Origin of the sequence: Demequina sediminis, from assembly GCF_030296675.1 — a bacterium.
In the GTDB taxonomy this organism is placed as follows: Bacteria; Actinomycetota; Actinomycetes; order Actinomycetales; family Demequinaceae; genus Demequina; species Demequina sediminis.
In genome coordinates this window covers 2,011,595-2,030,289 of sequence record NZ_AP027736.1, presented here as the reverse complement: position 1 = coordinate 2,030,289, position 18,695 = coordinate 2,011,595, and the positions used below count along the sequence as shown (strand labels likewise).

The window sequence follows — 18,695 nt, the reverse complement described above, 5'->3', positions numbered from 1 at the left end:
GCGCCCGACGGGCCTAGAGCCAGTCTCTCCAGACCGCGATCACGAGCATCGTCACGGCGAAGCCCACCGGCTGATTGAGCCACAGGAACGTGCGCCAGCCGCGATTGGCGTCCTCACAGGTGTCATCCGTGACGCGCACGAACCGCGCGACCGACGCCACGTACACGAGCGGGAGCACCGCCGCGAGCACTCCAGGCCACGGGAGCAGCAGCAGCACCAGGGACGATGCTACGTAGAGCGCCAACGCGACCCCTACGGTGGCGCGCGCCCCGATCACCGTCGCGACCGACCCGATCCCGCCCTCGCGGTCCGCGCGCACGTCCTGCACGGCCCCGAAGGCGTGACTCGCCATGCCCCACAGGATGAACGCCACCCACACGGGCCACGTGTCGCGCGCGGTGAGCGAGGCTCCCGCGATCACCAGGCCGTAGAGCAGCGGGCCGCAGAAGTGCAACGCCGAGGTCAGCGAGTCGAGGAAGGGGCGCTCCTTGAAGCGCAGACCCGGCGCGGAGTAGGCGACGACGCCGAAGAGCACCAGCAGCAGCGTCACGCCGGCCGCGACCGTGCCCTGCGTCAGCAGCCACGCCAGGGGAGGAAGCACCGTGATCGCGCAGGCCCACAGGATCGCGCGATGCACCCGCCGTGCGCGCTCGCGGTCGCGAATCACGTCGCCCTCGATGCCGCCCTTGCGGGGGTTGGCGAGGTCCGACTCGTAGTCGAAGACGTCGTTGATGCCGTACATCAGCAGGTTGTACGGGACGAGGAAGAACAGCGTGCCCACCACGAGGACCGCGTCGACCTCGCGGGTGACGAGCAGATACGCGGCCGCGAAGGGGAAGGCGGTGTTGATCCACGAGACGGGGCGAGAGGCCTTGACGATGCTGGCGAGGGTGGTCATGAGTCCTGAGTGTCCCGAGAGGGCCCAGTGGGCGGGGTTGACGAGTCCTGAGTGTCCCGAACGGTGGATGGCGAGGAGGGGCCGGAGGGGTGCGAGGGGCGGGCGAGCCAGGTCCACAGGGCGGGGACCAGCATGATCGCGCCCAGGCTGTACGCGAAGTCCTCGATCGGGGCGTGCAGCAGCCGTAGTCCCGAGATCTTGTCGGGGTCGTAGGCCACGATCCCCAGTCCCACGATGAGGTTGTCGAACACCGCGGTCAGCGCGATCAGCACCAGGCCGGTGAGGAGGATCGGGCGCGCGGGAAGCCGGCGCAGCGTGGGCACGGTCACCGCCGCCACGATCGCCAGCACCGCAAGCGAGAGCACCACGTACGTCATGCCACGGCTCCCGCCTGAGCGCGGCGCCCGTCGAACCAGCGCCACAGCAGCAGCGTCTGGTACACGAGCAGGATGAGGAAGAACAGCTCCTCGAGAGGGATCTCCGGCGCGAGCATGATGCCCGTCTGATACGGCGCCTCGCCCACGAAGAAGATTCCGAGGCCCACCCCGATCGCGTCCCACACCAGGAAGAACGCGACCCCGATCGCGAGCGTGAGGAGGGCGGGGCGCGGCCGGTCGAAGATCGCGATCCGGTAGCGCGCATCGAGCGTGACGAGTCCCGCGATCGACACCACCAGCGCGATCAGATAGAACGCGTGGGTCATGCGCGCGCCCGTCGCGCGAGGTTGCCCAGCACGCCGCGTGCGCGCGAGCGGCCCAGGAAGCCGCGCGGCGCAGGCGTGGGCAGCGGTCCCGCGTCCGTGGCGCCCAGCAGGCGCTTGGCCACCAGTTCCGCGGAGATGAGGCACAGCGGGACGCCGATGCCTGGGGTGGTCGAGGCCCCCACGTACAGCAGGTTGGGGATGCGTGAGGAGACGTTGGCGGGGCGGAACATCGCGGACTGGAGCAGCGTGTGCTCAAGGCCGAGCGCGCCGCCCTGCCAGGCACCCAGGCGCCCCTCGAAGTCGGCCGGGGTCGTGAGCGAGAGCACGCGCGATCGGCCGGGGAGGTCCTCGACGCCGGCCCATGCGCCCACCTGTGCGATGTACGCGCGTGCCACCTCCTCGAGACGCTCGCGCGAGGGCTCGGTCGCACCCAGGGCCGTGTCGGCGGGGAACGGCACCAGGAAGAACAGGGAGTCCTTGCCGGCGGGAGACACGCTCGGATCCGTCGCGCCCACGCGGGACACGTAGACCGAGGCTGGCACGGGAGGCAGGCGGCGTCCCATGATGGCCTCGAAGTTGGCGTCCCAATCGCGCGAGAAGAACAGGCTGTGGTGCGCGAGCTCGGGCACCTCTCCGTCGACCTCCACCATCGCGAGGAGCGTGCTTACGCCGGGCTTGCGACGGTGCCAGCGGCGCTCCGGGTGGGCGCGCCACCTCTCGGGGACCAGCGTGGTCTCGGTGTGGTGGAGGTCCGCGCCCGACACCACGGAGTCGGCACGAATCACCTCGCCCGACTCGAGCTCGACGCCCGTCGCGAGGCCGCGGTCGTCGACGAGGATGCGCGCCACGGGGGCGGAGGTGCGCAGCTCCGCGCCCTCCTCGCGCGCGATCCGCGCGAGCGCCTCGATGATCGCGAACATGCCGCCGCGCGGGTAGCGCACGCCGTCCGTGAGGTCCAAGTGGCTCATGAGGGAGAACAGCGACGGCACGCGCGAGGGCGCGGAGCCGAGGAAGACCGCGTGGAAGCCCAGCACCTGCCGCAGCCGCGGGTCGCGCACGCGTGCCGCAATGCGCCCTCCCAGCGACTGCACGAGCAGCGGCACGAGCGTGGTCATCCGCCGGATCACGCCAGCGTTGAGCACCGCGAGCGGCCTCTCGAAGGTCGTGTAGAGGAAGCGGTCGAGCGCGATCCGGTAGAACTCGCCCGCGTCCTTCGCGTACGCGCGCATCGCGTCGCCCTCGCCGGGGCTCATCGCGTCGAAGCGGCGCCAGTTCTCCTCGGAGTCGGCGCTCACGTCGAGCACCTCCGCGATGCCGTCGGGCTCGGCGCCCTCGAAGAACACGCGGTAGCGCGGGTCGAGCTCGATGAGGTCGAGCTCGACGTCGACGTCCCTGCCCATGAGCGCGAAGTACTGCGCGAAGGCCTCGGGCATGAGATACCACGAGGGGCCGGTGTCGAACGTGTGGCCGTCGACCTCGAGGCGCCCCGACCGCCCGCCGAGCTCCGCGTGCCGCTCGACGAGCGTGACGTCGGCGCCGCCGCGCGCGAGCAGCCCCGCGGTCGCGAGTCCCGACACCCCTCCGCCGATCACGACGATGCGGGGACGGGCGGTGCTGCCCCGCTGCGCGGCGTCCGACACGGCGCTCATGCGGTCCTCCCGCGCAGTCCGCACGCGTTGCGTGCCGCGAGGGCGGCCTTGATCGGGTCCGCGACGCGCACGCGGCGGCGCTCGAGCTCGCGCGCCGGGGTGGCCTCGATCTGCCGCAGCAGCCGGGCGTAGATGTCGACCGTGGTGCCCACGGCGACGCGCGCGCGTCGCGGCAGGGCGGGCAGCGTCGCCTCCGCCGCGCGAATGTCCGCGCGGCAGTCCGCGACCAGCTCGGCCAGCGTCGCATCCGTCAGGGTCGTCGCCGTCACGCCGGGAAAGTACGACCGGCCTAGGTTCGAGGTGTCGCTTGCGAGGTCTCTCAAGAAATTCACCTTCTGATAGGCGGCGCCCAGGCGCCGCGCGCCGGCACGCACGTCGGGATCCAGCGGACGGGGGCCGTGTCCCGTGTTGACGAAGACCGCGAGGCACATCTCCCCCACGACCTCGGCGGAGCCGAAGATGTACGCGGCGAGCGAGTCCCGCGTGTGGACCGTCCGCGTGAGGTCCATGCGCATCGACGCGAAGAACGGCTCGGTCTGTTCGCGCGTGATCCCCACCTCGCGCGCGGTGAGTCCGAACGCGTGGGCGACCAGGTCCGTGCTGAAGCCGCCGTCCATCGCCGCGTGCACCTCGGCGACGAACCTCTCCAACTGGGCCTCGGCATCGTCCCCTCGATAGGTGTCGACCACCTCGTCGGCGACCCGCACCATCGCGTAGATCGCCTCGATGTGTGCGCGCATCGCGCGGCCCAGCAGCCGCGTGCCCAGCCCGAACGAGGTCGAGTAGCGCGCGATCACGCGCGCGGCTGCGTCGCGGGCCGTCGCGTCGTAGAGGGCGAGGGAGGGGGATGGATCGGAGGGCTGGCGGTGCGAGGGGCTCACGACGAGCGCCCCTCCAGCTCGTCCATGAGGTCGACCAGGAAGCCCGACAGCGGCGACGGGATGCGCTCGGAGGCGATGCGGCGCGCGACCTTGGTGTGCTGACGCGCGACGGCGAGAGCGCGCTTGCGGGCGCCCGACTCGATGAGCACCTCGCGCACACGATCCGCTCCCGCGTCGTCGAGGCGCGAGTTGCCCACCGCGGCGGCGAGCACCGCACGGCCGGGGGCATCGGCCTGCTGGAAGCCGAGGCGCAGCAACTCGGTGCGCTTGCCCGCCCGCAGGTCCGACAGGACGGACTTGCCGGTGAGGGCCGGGTCGCCGAACACGCCCAGGTCGTCGTCGATCAGCTGGAAGCTCAGCCCGAGCGACGCGCCCAGCTTCTCGAGGTGGCTCACCATCGTGGGGTCCGCCCCCGCGAGCTGCGCGCCCGCCAGCATCGGCACCACGACGGAGTAGGTTGCCGTCTTGAGCTCGGCGACCAGGAGCGAGTTCGCGTCCTCGGGAGCGAGCACGTCCGCATACATGTCGAGGAGTTCGCCTGCGATCGTGGTGCGGATCGCGCGCGTGACGAGGTCGAGACACGCGATGCGGTGGTGCGCGGGAAGCTTCGCGCGCGAGATGAGGTCGTAGGACGATGCCAGGGCCAGGTCGCCGCCCAGGAGTGCGGCGGACAGCACGTGAGCGTCCACCTGGGCGGGCGCCAGCGTGCTGCCGGCGAGCGCGCGCCGGCGCGTGCCCGCGACGTTCGGGCGGCCCCGCCTGACCTCGTCGCCATCGAGGATGTCGTCGTGGATGAGCATCGCGGTGTGGAGCATCTCCATCGCGGCGGCCACCGGCACCACGGCCTCGGGCTCGTCGCCGCCCAGCCCCGCATACGCGGCGAGCGTGAGCGACGGCCGCAGGTTCTTGCCGCCCAGGTACTGGTCGCCGATCGACGCCCACAGGTTGCGGTAGTCGGTGCCGGCCGCAGGCAGCTCTGACATGGCCTGGGTGACGTGGTCGTCGAGGGCGCGTTGGACCGCGGGCAGGCCGCTGACGACAAAGTCGCGCACCCCGTCGACGGTGGCGAGGGGCATCATCATGCCAGCATAGACAGCGCCGCCCCCGGGGGTATTCCCCGGGGGCGGCGCCGTCATTGAACCGTGACTATCGGCACTCGAAATGCTGCTCGGTGGCCTCGGGGTTCTCGGGGTCGGGCGTGACCGTCACGGAGCGCACGTCGCACCACAGCACCAGGTCGACGACCGTGCCCGGGGTGACCTGCGTGCCGCCGCGCGGGTTGGTCGACTTCACGGTGCCCGCCTTGTCGGGGTCGGCGGCGGACGTGTCCGTCGACACGTTGCCCACCTCGAGGCCCTGGCCCGTGATGTCGTTGCGGGCCGCGCCCTCGGAGCGTCCCACGACGTCGGGCACGGCGACCGTCGACGGCGCCTCGGCGACCGTGAGCGTCACGGTCGAGCCGCGCGCGACCTTGCCTGCGCCCGGCTCCTGCTTGAGCACGCGGCCCGCCGGCTCGTCGCCGGTCTCGCGGTACGTGACGCTGGGCACGAGCCCCAGCTCGCTGATCTGTGCGCGGGCGTCCGACTCGGTCGACCCCACGAGGTTCGGCAGCTCCACCTCGCCCGTCGACAGGTAGAGCGTGACCGCGGTATCGCGCGGCACCTCCTCGTTCGCCGCGGGATCCGTGCTCGACGCACGGCCGGCATCGATTCCGCCGTCGTCCTCGGTGTCGGTGCGCACCACGCGCAGGCCGGCATCCTCGAGCGCCTTACGGGCCACGTCCTCTTCGAAGCCGCGGACATCGGGCACGATGACGACGTCCGCGCCCGACGACACGAACACCTCGACCGTCGAGCCCACGGGCACCATGAGGCGCGCCTCCGGATCGGTGCGCGTGACGAGCCCCTCTTCGACCGTGTCGGAGGCCTCTGGCGTGAAGGTGCCCTCGAGGCCGAGCGCCTCGAGTTCTGCCTCGGCCTCGGCCTGGGTCATGCCCGCGAGGTTGGTGAGGGCGATGGTCTCGGCGGACGGACTGGGCTCGGCGCCCGGTGTGTCGCGCGTCATCATGAACAGCGCGATGATGAGCAGGATCGCGGCGAGGAGCGCGGCGCCCAGGATCGACCACTGGATGATGCGGCGCTTGCGCAGCGCCGCGGCGTCGTCCTCGTCCTCCTCGAGCGTGCCGACCGCTCCGGTGACGGGGTCGCCCTGGGGAGAGATCGACGGCGGCTGTCCGACGGCGGCCCACGGGCCACCCTCCATGACGGCCGTCTCGCCTGTGACGGGAGCGCTCGGCATGATCTCGGTCGCTCCGGTCTCGGGACCGCCCGCCGCGGCGGCCACGCCCGCGACGCCGGCTCCCAGCGCCGCCGAACCCAGCGCCGCCGAACCCAGCGCGATCGCCCCGGTCGACGGCGAGATCTCGTCTCCCGCCATGACCGCGCGCAGGTCCGCGAGGAACTCCTGGGCGCTCGAGTAGCGCTCGTCGCGGTTCTTGCTGAGCGCACGCAGCACCACGCGGTCGAGCTCTTCTGGCACGTCGGACGCGAACTCCGACGGACGCGGCGCGGGCTCGCGCACGTGCTGGTACGCCACGGAGACCGGCGAGTCGCCCACGAAGGGCGGCCGTCCGGTCAGCAGCTCGAAGAGCACGCAGCCGGTCGAGTAGAGGTCCGACCGGGCGTCGACGTTCTCGCCGCGCGCCTGCTCGGGAGAGAGGTACTGCGCCGTCCCCACGACCGCCTGCGTCTGGGTCATGGTCTGGCCGGCATCGGCGAGCGCACGCGCGATGCCGAAGTCCATGACCTTCACCGCGCCCGTGGGCGTGAGCATGATGTTGGCGGGCTTGATGTCGCGGTGGACCAGCCCGGCGTGGTGCGAGTAGTCGAGGGCCGCGAGCACTCCCGCGGTGATCTCGACGGCCTCGTCGATGGGCGCCGCGACGTCGCCCTTGAGGATCTCGCGGACGGTGTGACCCTCGACGTACTCCATCACGATGAACGGCACCGCCTGAGGGTTGCCGTTCGCGCCCACGATCGTGTCCTCGCCCGTGTCGTACACGGCGACGATGCTGGGGTGGTTGAGGCCCGCGGCCGCCTGGGCCTCGCGGCGGAAGCGCGTCTGGAAGGACGGATCGCGCGCGAGGTCCGCGCGCAGGATCTTGATCGCTACGGTGCGGCCCAGCCGCGTGTCGTAGCCGACATGGACCTCGGCCATCCCGCCGCGGCCGATGAGGTCGCCGACCTCATACCGTCCGGCGAGGATCTTCGGCTCTTCGTTCATGGAGTGTCCTTCGTGGTCCGTCGTGCTGGGGGCCATTGTCGCACCTACCGGGGTCGCGGCCGGCGACGTTCGACGTCGGGGCGTGGTCGGAATTCTCGTGGTGCGATCGAGGGGGCATCGCGCGGCGTGCGGGCGCGGCAATCGGCACCGCGCTCGAGGCGGGCACCGGCACTTCGCTGCCCGCCTCGATGAGCTCGAGGCTCGCGAGCATGCGGTCGAGCTCGAGGGCGGAGTGAGGGCGGCGGCGCGGGTTCTTCTCGAGAAGCTTCAGGATGAGCGCCGCGAGGTCGGGCGATACGCCCTCAGGCAACGGCGGCACGGGGTCGTTGACCTGCGAGATCGCGATGTCGACCGCGCTCGCGGCCGTGAACGGCCTCTTGCCCACGACGGCCTCGAACGCGATGATGCCCATCGCGTAGAGGTCCGAGGCTGGGGTCGCGGGCTTGCCGAGCGCGAGTTCGGGGGCGAGGTACTGGGCGGTACCCATCACCATGCCGGTCGCCGTGAGCGTGGTCTGGTCGGTGCCTCGACTCACGCCGAAGTCCGTGATCTTGACGTGGTCGCCCTCCTGGACCAGGAGGTTGCCCGGCTTGACGTCGCGGTGCATGACGCCGGCGGCGTGCGCGGCGTCGAGCCCGCGGCACGTGTGGCGCAGGAGCGTGACGAGCCGGGCCTCCTCGAGCGTGTGCTCGCGCTCGAGGATCGTCGACAGCGGCTCGCCCTCGACGAGCTCCATGACTAGGTAGGGCGTGCCGTCGTGGTCGCCAAAGTCGTAGACCTGCGCGATGTTGGCGTGCAACAGCCCCGCCGCGTTGGTCGCCTCGTTGCGGAAGCGCTTGAGGAACGTCTCGTTTTCCGCCGCGCCGTCCTTGAGCACCTTGACGGCGACGTCGCGTTCGAGGTCGGCATCCGTGCCGCGCCACACCTCACCCATGCCGCCCACCGCGAGCAGCGAGCGCAGTACGTAGCGTCCGCCAAGCGTGGTCCCCGCGTGAATCGCCATGTCAGCCTCCCGCCCGTTCCGTGAGGGCGGCCTCGATCACGGAGCGCGCGATCGGCGCCGCGACCCGGCCGCCCGTGATCTCGCCGTCGGTCGACCCGCCGTTCTCGACGAGCACCGCGATCGCGATGACCGGGTCCTCGGCGGGGGCGAAGCCGACGAACCACGCGTGCGGCCGCTCGTCGGTGCCCGTCTCCGCGGTGCCGGTCTTGCCTGCGACGCGCACGCCGGGGATCTGCGCCGATGTCGCGCTGCCCGACTCGACCACGCCGACCATCATCTCGGTGAGCGTGTTCGCGTCCGCCGTCGTCATGGGCGAGGAGAACTCCTCGGGCTCCGAGTCCTCGATGAGGCGCAGGCTCGCGTCGCGCACCTGGTCCACGAGGTAGGGGCTCATGAGGACGCCGTCGTTCGCGATGCCGGCGGCCACCATCGCCATCTGCAGCGGAGTGGCGCGGTCGTCGTACTGGCCGATCGACGCCATCGCGGTCTGCGCCCTGTCGGGGTTCTCGGGGAGGCGTGACGGCGTCACCGCGAGCGGGATGGAGAGCTGCTCTCCCCAGCCGAACTCCTTCGCCTTGCGCTCAATGACGCCCCACCCGAGCGTCATGCCCAGGTTGGCGAAGGCGGTGTTGCAGCTGATGCGCAGCGCGTCGGCGAGGGTCTGGCGCTCGTCGTCGGAGCACGCGGCTCCGCCGTAGTTGCCCAGCACGTTCGAGCTCTGCGGGAGCGGTAGCTCGTCGGGCGCGTACAACTCCGAGTCCGCCTCGTATCCGGCCTCGAGGGCCGCGGCGGACACGATGAGCTTGAAGGTCGAGCCCGGCGGGTAGGTGTCGCCGGCGATCGCCCGATTGACGAGCGGACCGTCCTCCTGGGCGAGCAGCTCCTGGTAGTTCGCGTTGACCTCGGCGGAGCTGTGGCTCGCGAGCAGGGCGGGGTCGTACGTGGGGCTCGTCACCATCGCGAGCACCTCGCCCGTCGCGGGGTCGAGCGCGACGACCGCTCCGGTGTTGTCGCCCAGCGCGGCGGCGGCGGCCTCCTGGATCGCGGCGCTGAGCGTGAGCTCGACGCTCGCGCCGCGCTGCGTCTCTCCCGAGGCGAGGTTGCCCAGCCTGGTCCAGAACAGCGAGTCGGCCGTGCCGGCGAGAAGCTCGTTCTCGGTCTGCTCGATCGCCGTGCGGCCGAACACGATCGAGTAGTAGCCCGTGACGGACGCGTACAGGGGGCCGTCGGCGTAGGTGCGCTGGAAGTTGAAGGGCGAGTCGACGGACTGCGACCACACCACGGACTCGCCGTCGACCACGATGGGCCCACGGAAGGTGCCGTACTCGCGGTAGAGCGTGCGTACGTTGCGCGGGTCCTGGTTGAGGTCGCCCGCGGAGATCACCTGGATGTACGAGGCCGCCGACATCAGGGCGAGGAACATCACGAGGACGACGACGGACAGTCGACGCACGGGCTCGTTCACGCGCGCACCTCCTCGGGGCGGCGGGCCTGGTCCGAGATGCGCAGGAGCAGGCCCACGATCACCCAGTTGGCCAGCATCGACGAGCCGCCGTAGGCGAGGAACGGCGTGGTGAGGCCGGTGAGGGGGATGACGCGCGTGACACCGCCCACGACGATAAAGACCTGGAGCGCGATCGCGAAGCCGAGCCCGGCCGCGAGGAGCTTGCCAAAGCCGTGGCGCACGCCGATCGCGGTGCGCATCGCGCGCTGCACGATGATCACGTACAGCGTGAGGATCGCCATCAGCCCCGTGAGGCCCAGCTCCTCGCCGAGCGAGCTGACGATGAAGTCGGACTCGGCATACGGCACGAGGTCGGGTCGCCCCTCGCCCCAGCCGGTGCCGAACAGCCCGCCCGAGGCCATGCCGAACAGGCCGCGCACGAGCTGCTCGGACGCGCCCGAGCGGTAGACCTCGGGGTCGAGCGCGTGCAGCCACGCCGTGTAGCGCGAACCGACGTGGCTGAACAGTGTCCCCGCGAGCACCGCGCCCGCCGCGAACATGCCCATGCCGACGATCACCCAGCTGAGCCTCTCGGTCGCGACGTAGAGCATCGCGACAAAGATCCCGAAGAGCAGGAGCGAGGTGCCCAGGTCGCGCTCGTAGATCTGCACCATCATTGCGGCGACCCACACGAGCGCGAGCGGTCCCATGTCGCGCGGGCGCGGGAAGCGCATCCCGAGGACCTTGGGTCCGGCCAGCGCGAGCGTGTCCCTGTTCGACACCAGATAGCCCGCGAAGAAGATGACGAAGGCGATCTTGGCGAACTCGGCGGGCTGCAGCGACCGCCCGAAGACCGTGATCCAGATGCGCGCGCCGTTGATCTGCGTGCCGATCACGGGCATGAGGGGAAGCACGAGCCCCACGAGACCGAGCACGCCGGCGGTGTACGTGAAGCGCCGCAGCAGGCGGTAGTCGCGCAGCAGCAGGATGACCGCGACCGCCAAGGCCGCCCCGAGGAGGCTCCACACGATCTGCACCTCACCGAAGGAGGTGTCGCGGCCGCGATCCGCATAGGCGAAGTCGATCCGGCGGATCATCGCGAGGCCGATTCCGTTGAGCGCGAGCACCGCGGGGAGCAGGACGGGATCGGCGAAGGAGGCCCACCGCCGCACCGCGAAGTGCAGCACGAGGCTCACCGCGATCCAGCCCAGCGCGTACGCGCCGAGCCCCCGAGCTCGAGGACGTCGGCGTGATAGTCGACGAGTCCGCGCGACAGCACGGCCACGCCGGTGGCGAGCGCGAGCAGCCCCAGTTCGGAGCGCCGGCCCGTGCGGACCGTCACCTCGGCGACGGTCGCCACTACGCGCCCGTTCCCAGGGAGGCGACGACGGCCGTGGCCTGCTCAAAGGTGCCCACCCGGATCGCGTCGCTCACCCGCTCCCGCTGATAGGGCGCGAGCTCATCGACGGGGACGCCGGTCTTCTCGACCACGGTCGACAGCGTGAGAGAGCCGAGAGACTCGGGGATGCCCCGGTAGATCGTCACGAAGCCATCGGATTCGCCCACGAAGTACTGCTGCTGCGACCACCAGTACCCGCCCCACGCGGCGCCCACCAGGGCGAGCAGCACGACGAAGGGCAGGATCCACGGGCGCAGGCGCTGCCAGCCGTCGCGCGCAGGTTCGTCCTCGTCGTCCGGGTCTTCGCGCGCGGCCAGGCGGGCCGCCTTGCCCGCGGGGGTGTCGCCGCCCGCCGAGGGCTTGCGGCGGTCGCGCGCGGCCGATCCGACGATCTGCGACGCGGTCGGCGGGCCTACGCCGTCGGGTGACGCGTCGATGTCGACGATGTCCCCGATCACGCACGTGACGTTGTCGGGCGCGCCGGCGGAGAGGGCGAGGCCCACGAGCGCGTCGGCGCAGTCGCCCGGGTCGGCGACCTCGAGCATCGTCTCCCGGATCGTGTCCTTGCTGACGACCCCGGATAGGCCGTCGGAGCACAACATCCAGCGGTCGCCCGCACGCGTCTCGCGCACCGAGATGTCGACCGGGATGTCCGCGTCGATGTCTCCCAGGACGCGCAGCAGCATCGAACGCTTGGGGTGATGCTCGGCATCCGCGACGGACAGCCGGCCCGTGTCGACCAGATGCTGGACGAACGAGTGATCGGTGGTGACCTGATCGAGCACGCCGTCGCGAAGCAGGTAGGCGCGCGAGTCGCCGATGTGCGCCATCGACAGCGTCGCGCCCGAACGCAGCAGCGCGGTCACCGTGGTGCCGAGCCCCGACAGTTCCGGGTCGTTGCGCGCGCGCATCACGATCTGCGCGTGGGCGTCGGAGATCGCGGACTTGAGCTCGTCAAGCGCGTCGTCGGGACCGTGGGCCTCGCCCTCGAGGGCCGCGAGGCGCGCGATCGCGATCGAGGAGGCGATGTCGCCGCCCGCCGCGCCGCCCATGCCGTCCGCGACGGCCAGCAGATGGGGGCCCGCGAAGCCGGAATCCTGGTTGCTTGAGCGCACGAGACCCACGTCGGAGCGCGCGGCAAAGTGGATCCCGAGGAACATCAGCGGCGCAGCTCCAGGGCGGTGGCGCCGATGCGCACGACCTCGCCCTCGCGGAACGGCACCGGGTCCGTCACGCGCTGATTGCCGAGGTAGGTGCCGTTCGTCGAGCCCAGATCCTCGATCATCCAGCGGTCACCGTCGGGATAGATGCGGCAGTGCTTGGCGGAGCAGTAGTCGTCGTCGATGACGAGAGTGCAGGTGCTCGCGCGGCCGACCAGGACGGGTGCCGAGCCCAGCGGGATCGTCGTGCCCTTGAGGGGGCCGGCCGTCACTGCGAGGTGGCCCGCCGCGGGATCCTTGGTCGAGATCGACCCCGTGCGTACCCCCGTGGACGCTCGGCCGGGCGCGGCGGTCTTGTCGGCCCGAGCATCGGCCGCCCGTCGTGACTCTCGACCGCGGCCCCTCGCCGTGATGCGCGTGCCATAGAGGTCCGCGCGAAGCACGGCAATCGCGGAGAGCACCAGCGCCCACAAGAGCACCAGAAAGCCCATCCGCAACAGCGTGATCGAGAGCTGGCTCACTCGTCGTCCTCGTCCCCATCGATGGCGTCCCAGTACATCATGGTGGTGCGGCCTATCGTGACCGCGTTGCCATCGAGGAGGGTGGCCTCACTGACCTTCTGATCCTCGACGAACGTGCCGTTGGTGGACCCGAGGTCGGTGAGGATCGTGCCGTGCGCCGTGACCTCGAGGCGCACGTGACGCCGGCTGACGCCGGTGTCGTCGACCACGATGTCCGACTCCGAGCCGCGGCCGATCACCGTCGCGTCGCCGGTGAGGTAGTAGCGCGTGCCGTCGATGTCGAGCAGCGGGTAGCGCGAACTGGGGTTCGAGGTGGTCGCGGGGGCCACCGGCCCGCGCGTGGTGCGCGACACCACCGCGTAGCGGCCGGTCGCGAGCGTGTCGTCGACGTCGAAGGCGACGTCGACGGCGCCCACGAAGGAGTAGCGCTGACGTTCGGCATGCGTGCGCAGCGACTCGACAATCTCGTGGCTCAGTGCGTCGAGACCCCACTGTTCGACGGTCTCCATGTCCGTGGGAGACAGCGCGATCCCGTACTCGTTGGGGGCGACCGTGCGGCCGCGGTCGACCACCGCCGCACGCGCGTCGCATTCGCGCTTCACCGCGGCGGCAAGTTCGACGGGCTTGACCCCGGACTTGAATGTGCGCGCGAACGCGTTCTGCATGACGTTCTCGACGCCGCGCTCGAAGCGGTCTAGCACACCCATGCGGCCCATCGTATAGGCCCTGCGAAACGTGCTAGAGTTGCTCGGCGCGCGCGAGTGGCGAAATTGGCAGACGCGCACGGTTCAGGTCCGTGTGCCCGAAAGGGCGTGGGGGTTCAAGTCCCCCTCGCGCACCATGTGATGTCTCACGACATCGTGAACGGGTGAACCCCCAGTGATGGGGGTTCACCCGTTTTTGCGTCGGTAGTCGTGGCTGGGGTTGGCGCTGATGATGGTGGTGTCGCGGTCGTGGATGAGGGCGATGACCTTCGTGCGTGGTGGAGGGGCGTTCCCCGTGCTCAAGCCCTTTCGTGGGCGCATATCCGCCCGCGTGATTGACGGGCCGATATGCGCCCGTTAGTCTCGTGGGAAGATATCAGCCCGTGAGGAGTGCAGTCATGGAGGGTTCAGAACCTGCACGTCTGCCCATCCGCTCGCCGGAGGCACTCGGAGAAGCGATCGCCCGTCGGCGTATCGAGGTCGATCTCACCCAAGATGAGCTTGCGGAAGCGATCGGTGTGAGTCGGCGCTATGTCTACAACATCGAGTCTGGCGAGCCCAACCTCTACGCTCGCCGTCTCTTCGATTCACTTCGCGAGCTCGGGCTGCGTATCGAACTTGTCCCTGACGCAGCAGGGCGTCGTCATCAGGCACGCGCCCGTCGCTCGCAGATTGCCGCACGCGGCGAGAGCGATGGGCCCTGACATGAGCGGGCGCGAGTCGCTCGGCGTGTGGATCTATGGCACCCGAGCGGCCACGATCGCCGAGTCCACCAATGACCGGCTCTCCCTTGCATGGACCAGCGAGGCCGCGGAGCGCTGGCCGCTCGGGTCCCGCATCTTGTCCGCCAAGTTGCCCATTGGCGAGCCCGTCGGCTCTCCGATGGTGAAGAACTACCTCGATGGGCTCCTTCCTGAAGGCAACGCCCGCACGAACCACGCATTCGACGCCGGCATTCCTCCTGACGACACGTTCGGACTGATCCGCGCGTACGGGCTCGACACTCCAGGCGCGGCCGTCTTTGCGCCCGACTCGGCACGGGATCCCGAGCGGACCGGCCACTACGAGCCGATCGATCTGGCCGAGCTCGAGGCCAGGATCGTCCACGCCGACACGCGATCGCCAGCAGCGGGCACCGCTGACTCGTCGACGCTTCCCGGAATGGTTCCCAAGATCGTCGCCCATCGAGCTGAAGACGGCACCTGGCTCGCGTGCAAGGAGGGCGCGGCATCGACCTGGATCATCAAGCGTGGCAACCCTGCCGACTCACTCACCGCGGACACGATCGACACCGAGGTCGCCGCGCTGCACTTGGCCCGCACACTCGGCCTTACTGACATCCGTGCCGAGATCCTCGAGTTTGAATCCACGCGTGCAATCGCGGTCTCGCGGTACGACCGCACCATCGATGACAGTGGCGTCGTCGAGCGATGGCACCAGGAGGATCTCGCGCAAGCCATCGGCCTCGATACACGCGACCCGAATCGCAAGTTCCAGTGGGGCTCAACGATGCCCTCGCTCAGGCACGCAGCCGCTGTGATGCGTGCCGATGGGGCCGACCTGCGCGCCCTCCTGCGACTCGTGACCTTCTCCACGTTGGTCGGGAACACGGACATGCACGCGAAGAACATCTCGTTCCTCCGCTACGACGACGGCACCGCCGAGCTCTCGCCGGCATACGACATCGCGATGCACCTGCACCATGAGCGCGACGGCCGCAGGTTTGCACTGGACGTCAACAGCAAGACCCTCGTTGACGACATCACCGTCTCAGACGTGATCGCCGAGGCCGAAGCATGGGGAATCCCTGGCCGACTTGCACGGAATACGGTGAGTGCGGTCATCGGTGACCTCTCCACAGTGCTCACCGAGATTGATCGCTCGGCGTACCGCGGAGTGAGCGATCAAGCGTGGGAGATCGTCTGGGAGCGGACCGAGGCTGCGGCGAGCCAGATGGGCACCACGGCATCGAGCAGATCGGTCGCGCGGCGTGGCCCGCGCCGCCCCCGATGATCGCTCGATCTCGGATTGAATCGGCTGTAAGTCTGTGAGTGGCTGGCCTGGGGCCGGCTGGCAGGGTTGGTGTTGGCGTTCCTGCTCGGGTGTGACCCCTGAATCGACTGGCCGCCGCGGCTGCGGTGTGCCTTTCCCGGGATCTGTCCATCCGAGCGGGATGCCGACGCCGACCCGGCCCACTCCGATGGCTTGATCAGAAGCTTGCCCGACCGTTGCAGCGGTCGTGACCCATTACAGGCCTGCCTCGAAGTGATCTCTCCCGGGTCGACGCCGACGACAGTGACGTCACCCACGGAAAGGATCACGCACACCATGTCTATCGTCGCAAACGAGGTCGGCTTCGTCATCGGGGCCGACACCCACGCCCGCACGCATACCCTCGCGATCATTGACGCAACCACCGGCGCGAGGACCGCGTCGGATACGTTCCCCGCCACGAACGCCGGGATGGCGCGCGCGGTGAACTGGATCGCCAAGCGCACCACGACACCCGCCTCGACGCTCGTCGTCATCGAGGGCATCGGCTCATACGGTGCCCGCCTGGCGCGCGCTTGTCATGACGGCGGCTATCGCGTCGTCGAACCCTTCGCCACGCCCGCGGCAGCGCGCCACGGCCGGGGCAAGAGCGACGACATCGATGCCGAGCTCATCGCCCGCTCCGTCCTCGGGGCCGACATCGACCGACTGCGCGATCCACGCGACGACACAGGTGTACGAGGGGCTTTGCGCGTCCTAGTCAGCGCCCGCGAGTTGATGAACACCGAACGCACTCGCGCGATCAACGCCCTCACCGCGCTCGTGCGCACGGTCGACCTCGGTATCGACGCCCGTCGTTCGCTGAGCCGCACCCAGTTCGAAACTATCGCCGGTTGGCGCACCCGTAGCGAGGGCCTCGCGATCGCCACAGCACGATACGAGGCAACCCGGCTCGCTCGGCACGTCCTCGCCTGCGATGTCGAACTCGCGGCCAACCGCGAGCAGATCACCGCGCTCGTGGCGGCCAGCGACGGCGCTCACCTGCTCGAACTTCCCGGCATCGGCCCGATCAACGCCGCGGTCTTGATCGCCGCGTGGTCGCACGACGGCCGCATCCGTTCCGAAGCGGCGTTCGCGGTCCTATCGGGCACGAGCCCGCTTCCAGCGTCCTCCGGAAACACCAACCGCCATCGCCTCAACCGCGGCGGCGACCGCCGCCTCAACCGAGCACTGTCCTCGATCACGCTGACACGGATGTCCCACCACGAGCCCACCCGCGCCTACGTCGAACGACGCCGCGCCGAGGACTATCGACCAAGGAGATCCGCCGCTGCCTCAAGCGATACATCGCCCGACAGGTCTACCGGCAACTCCACCACTCCGAGGCCTTGACATGACATAGAAGCATCCTGAGTTTCGTTCCGCTCAGTTTCCCTGTCCGGCAGGTACCGGCTGGGGTGATTCGAGGTCAGCGTAGTAGGCCTCTTCGACCTCGAGTGGTGTCCGCATCCCGAGCTCGCCGTGCAGGCGCTGGTTGTTCCACCACCACACGTACGCAAGGGTCGCGAGCTCGACCTGCTCGACGGTTCGCCAGGGGCCGCGCTGGCGGATCAGCTCGGTCTTGTAGAGGTTGTTGATCGCCTCGGCGAGGGCGTTGTCGTAGCTGTCGCCCACGGTTCCCGTCGAGGGCTTCGCGCCGAGCTCGACGACGCGGTCGGTGTAGACCATCGCCATGTAGTTCGAGCCGTGGTCCGAGTGATGCGTCAGCCCGCTCAGGTCGCCGCCGGCGTCCCACGCGGCCATGTCGAGCGCCTGCAAGGGCAGGATCTCGGCCTTCAGGGTCGACGCGACGGTCCAGCCCACGATCCTGCGTGAGAAGACGTCAGTGACGAACGCGACGTAGGCGAAGCCGGACCACGTCGCGACGTAGGTGATGTCAGCGACCCATAGCCGCCGTGGCGCGTCGGCCGCGAAGTGCCGATTGACGAGGTCCCGCGGCAGCGCCGCCTTCGGATCGCTCTTGGTCGTGAAGACGCGCTTGGACTTCTTCACGCCGCGCACGCCGGCGGCGCGCATGAGGCGTTCGGTCTGGTCGCGTCCGATGTCCCATCCTTGCCGGCGCATCAGCGCGTGCATCTTGCGACGCCCGTACACGCCGTAGTTCTCTGCGTGCAGGCGGGCGACCTCGGGGATGAGCAGGTCGTCACGCAGTTGCCGTGCCGACGGCGTGCGCGTCTTTGCTGCGCGGTAGCCACGCGACGTGAGGAAGCCATGGACTGCCCGTCTGAGGACGCGGCAGATGAGCTCAACCCCGAACTGATCCCGATGTTCGTCTATGAACCGGATCATGTCGGTCAGGGGCGGTCGAGCTCCTTGGCGAAAAACACGCTCGCGGCTTTGAGGATCTCGTTGGCCTTGCGCAGCTCGGCGTTCTCACGCTTGAGGCGCTTGATCTCCTCGGCCGCATCGCTGGGCACGCCAGGCTTAACGCCGGCGTCGACCTCGAGGCGGCGATGCCACACGCGGAGCGTCTCGGGGCTCATCCCCAGCAGCCCGGCGACGTGCCGCACCGCGCTCCACAAGTTCGGGTGATCCGGCAACGCCTCCGCGAGCATCCTCAGCGCGCGCTCACGCATCTCCGGGGTGTAACGAGTCATGGGTTCCATCCTTGTCGATAGGACGGAACAAAACTCAGACCGATTCAGATCGCTGTTCGGTCATTGGCGTGGGAAGTGGCGCGTCCGGGTCTGCTCGAGAAGAGGCTGACTCCGCGCCCGTACGCGGATTGCGCTCTGTCGACGGCGCGGCCGCACCGTACGCGGACCCCGCCTGGTCGCAGCCTTGCGCGGCCGCGCTCCGTGGGAAATCGCGCCGACCGCTGTGGGAAACGGACATCCGCCCCGCTTGATACGGGCGGCCTACCAGGGCCGACGGAATTGCCCGAACCGGCCACCATGTGATGTCTCACGACATCGTGAACGGGTGAACCCCCAGTGATGGGGGTTCACCCGTTTTTGCGTTGGTAGCCGTGGCTGGGGTCGAGGGCTGTCTTGGCCGGT

Annotated in this window: 17 protein-coding genes, 1 tRNA gene and 1 pseudogene; 4 read left to right on the top strand and 15 right to left on the bottom strand. The window is 69.8% G+C overall.

Annotated features, from left to right (window positions below; all coding sequences use genetic code 11):
- Window positions 1-13: 13 nt before the first annotated feature.
- From QUE44_RS10370 to QUE44_RS10305, 14 genes are all read right to left on the bottom strand, one after another.
- Window positions 14-898: a prenyltransferase gene (locus QUE44_RS10370; RefSeq protein ID WP_286214445.1), complete on the bottom strand. Its 885-nt coding sequence runs from the start codon at window positions 896-898 to the stop codon at window positions 14-16.
- The gene (locus QUE44_RS10365) at window positions 895-1,275 is read right to left on the bottom strand and encodes a lycopene cyclase domain-containing protein (RefSeq protein ID WP_286214444.1); all 381 of its coding nucleotides are present in this window, start codon (window positions 1,273-1,275) and stop codon (window positions 895-897) included. Before QUE44_RS10365 ends, QUE44_RS10370 begins: the two co-directional genes overlap by 4 nt.
- Window positions 1,272-1,601 carry a lycopene cyclase domain-containing protein gene (locus tag QUE44_RS10360; RefSeq protein ID WP_286214443.1) on the bottom strand — a complete coding sequence of 110 codons (330 nt, stop codon included), beginning with the start codon at window positions 1,599-1,601 and terminating at the stop codon, window positions 1,272-1,274. The genes QUE44_RS10365 and QUE44_RS10360 overlap by 4 nt, the downstream gene beginning before the upstream one ends.
- Window positions 1,598-3,250: a phytoene desaturase family protein gene (gene crtI, locus QUE44_RS10355; protein WP_286214442.1), complete on the bottom strand. Its 1,653-nt coding sequence runs from the start codon at window positions 3,248-3,250 to the stop codon at window positions 1,598-1,600. The genes QUE44_RS10360 and crtI overlap by 4 nt, the downstream gene beginning before the upstream one ends.
- On the bottom strand, window positions 3,247-4,131 hold the full coding sequence (locus QUE44_RS10350; RefSeq protein WP_286214441.1) for a phytoene/squalene synthase family protein: 885 nt from the start codon (window positions 4,129-4,131) through the stop codon (window positions 3,247-3,249). The genes crtI and QUE44_RS10350 overlap by 4 nt, the downstream gene beginning before the upstream one ends.
- Entirely contained in the window at window positions 4,128-5,210 is a 1,083-nt protein-coding gene (locus QUE44_RS10345; protein WP_286214440.1) for a polyprenyl synthetase family protein, read from the bottom strand. Before QUE44_RS10345 ends, QUE44_RS10350 begins: the two co-directional genes overlap by 4 nt.
- Window positions 5,211-5,277: 67 nt before the next feature.
- The gene (gene pknB, locus QUE44_RS10340; RefSeq protein ID WP_286214439.1) at window positions 5,278-7,413 is read right to left on the bottom strand and encodes a Stk1 family PASTA domain-containing Ser/Thr kinase; all 2,136 of its coding nucleotides are present in this window, start codon (window positions 7,411-7,413) and stop codon (window positions 5,278-5,280) included.
- Window positions 7,376-8,416 carry a serine/threonine-protein kinase gene (locus tag QUE44_RS10335; protein ID WP_286214438.1) on the bottom strand — a complete coding sequence of 347 codons (1,041 nt, stop codon included), beginning with the start codon at window positions 8,414-8,416 and terminating at the stop codon, window positions 7,376-7,378. The genes pknB and QUE44_RS10335 overlap by 38 nt, the downstream gene beginning before the upstream one ends.
- Before the next feature lies 1 nt (window position 8,417).
- Complete coding sequence (locus QUE44_RS10330) at window positions 8,418-9,881, bottom strand: peptidoglycan D,D-transpeptidase FtsI family protein (RefSeq protein ID WP_286214437.1); 1,464 nt, start codon at window positions 9,879-9,881, stop codon at window positions 8,418-8,420.
- Window positions 9,878-11,056 carry an FtsW/RodA/SpoVE family cell cycle protein gene (locus QUE44_RS10325; RefSeq protein ID WP_350226826.1) on the bottom strand — a complete coding sequence of 393 codons (1,179 nt, stop codon included), beginning with the start codon at window positions 11,054-11,056 and terminating at the stop codon, window positions 9,878-9,880. The genes QUE44_RS10330 and QUE44_RS10325 overlap by 4 nt, the downstream gene beginning before the upstream one ends.
- Window positions 11,053-11,220: a hypothetical protein gene (locus QUE44_RS10320; protein WP_286216800.1), complete on the bottom strand. Its 168-nt coding sequence runs from the start codon at window positions 11,218-11,220 to the stop codon at window positions 11,053-11,055. Before QUE44_RS10320 ends, QUE44_RS10325 begins: the two co-directional genes overlap by 4 nt.
- The gene (locus tag QUE44_RS10315; RefSeq protein ID WP_286214436.1) at window positions 11,220-12,419 is read right to left on the bottom strand and encodes a PP2C family protein-serine/threonine phosphatase; all 1,200 of its coding nucleotides are present in this window, start codon (window positions 12,417-12,419) and stop codon (window positions 11,220-11,222) included. Before QUE44_RS10315 ends, QUE44_RS10320 begins: the two co-directional genes overlap by 1 nt.
- Entirely contained in the window at window positions 12,419-12,940 is a 522-nt protein-coding gene (locus QUE44_RS10310) for an FHA domain-containing protein FhaB/FipA (RefSeq protein WP_286214435.1), read from the bottom strand. Before QUE44_RS10310 ends, QUE44_RS10315 begins: the two co-directional genes overlap by 1 nt.
- Window positions 12,937-13,647 carry an FHA domain-containing protein gene (locus QUE44_RS10305; RefSeq protein WP_286214434.1) on the bottom strand — a complete coding sequence of 237 codons (711 nt, stop codon included), beginning with the start codon at window positions 13,645-13,647 and terminating at the stop codon, window positions 12,937-12,939. The genes QUE44_RS10310 and QUE44_RS10305 overlap by 4 nt, the downstream gene beginning before the upstream one ends.
- A gap of 48 nt (window positions 13,648-13,695) precedes the next feature.
- Here QUE44_RS10305 and QUE44_RS10300 point away from each other — a divergent pair.
- From QUE44_RS10300 to QUE44_RS10285, 4 genes and pseudogenes are all read left to right on the top strand, one after another.
- Window positions 13,696-13,781 (top strand) — tRNA-Leu (locus QUE44_RS10300).
- A gap of 261 nt (window positions 13,782-14,042) precedes the next feature.
- Window positions 14,043-14,348, top strand: coding sequence for a helix-turn-helix transcriptional regulator (locus tag QUE44_RS10295; RefSeq protein WP_286214433.1), 306 nt, complete (start codon window positions 14,043-14,045; stop codon window positions 14,346-14,348).
- A 1-nt stretch (window position 14,349) separates the two neighbouring features.
- Window positions 14,350-15,657: a type II toxin-antitoxin system HipA family toxin gene (locus tag QUE44_RS10290; RefSeq protein ID WP_286214432.1), complete on the top strand. Its 1,308-nt coding sequence runs from the start codon at window positions 14,350-14,352 to the stop codon at window positions 15,655-15,657.
- Between the two features lie 315 nt (window positions 15,658-15,972).
- Window positions 15,973-17,033, top strand: a pseudogene (locus tag QUE44_RS10285) (IS110 family RNA-guided transposase).
- Window positions 17,034-17,061: 28 nt separating this feature from the next.
- On the opposite strand, the gene QUE44_RS10280 reads toward QUE44_RS10285, so the two are convergent.
- A protein-coding gene (locus tag QUE44_RS10280; protein WP_425557971.1) for an IS3 family transposase occupies window positions 17,062-18,302 on the bottom strand; the annotation gives its coding sequence in 2 pieces (ribosomal slippage) (window positions 17,062-18,017 and window positions 18,017-18,302; 1,242 coding nt in all).
- Window positions 18,303-18,695 lie beyond the last annotated feature (393 nt).

Bases quoted from the DNA above. Each gene is read 5' to 3' on its own strand.
- QUE44_RS10370 (WP_286214445.1), bottom strand. From the start codon at position 898: ATGACCACCCTCGCCAGCATCGTCAAGGCCTCTCGCCCCGTCTCGTGG.
- QUE44_RS10365 (WP_286214444.1), bottom strand. From the start codon at position 1,275: ATGACGTACGTGGTGCTCTCGCTTGCGGTGCTGGCGATCGTGGCGGCG.
- QUE44_RS10360 (WP_286214443.1), bottom strand. From the start codon at position 1,601: ATGACCCACGCGTTCTATCTGATCGCGCTGGTGGTGTCGATCGCGGGA.
- crtI (WP_286214442.1), bottom strand. From the start codon at position 3,250: ATGAGCGCCGTGTCGGACGCCGCGCAGCGGGGCAGCACCGCCCGTCCC.
- QUE44_RS10345 (WP_286214440.1), bottom strand. From the start codon at position 5,210: ATGATGCCCCTCGCCACCGTCGACGGGGTGCGCGACTTTGTCGTCAGC.
- pknB (WP_286214439.1), bottom strand. From the start codon at position 7,413: ATGAACGAAGAGCCGAAGATCCTCGCCGGACGGTATGAGGTCGGCGAC.
- QUE44_RS10335 (WP_286214438.1), bottom strand. From the start codon at position 8,416: ATGGCGATTCACGCGGGGACCACGCTTGGCGGACGCTACGTACTGCGC.
- QUE44_RS10315 (WP_286214436.1), bottom strand. From the start codon at position 12,419: ATGTTCCTCGGGATCCACTTTGCCGCGCGCTCCGACGTGGGTCTCGTG.
- QUE44_RS10305 (WP_286214434.1), bottom strand. From the start codon at position 13,647: ATGGGTGTGCTAGACCGCTTCGAGCGCGGCGTCGAGAACGTCATGCAG.
- QUE44_RS10295 (WP_286214433.1), top strand. From the start codon at position 14,043: ATGGAGGGTTCAGAACCTGCACGTCTGCCCATCCGCTCGCCGGAGGCA.
- QUE44_RS10290 (WP_286214432.1), top strand. From the start codon at position 14,350: ATGAGCGGGCGCGAGTCGCTCGGCGTGTGGATCTATGGCACCCGAGCG.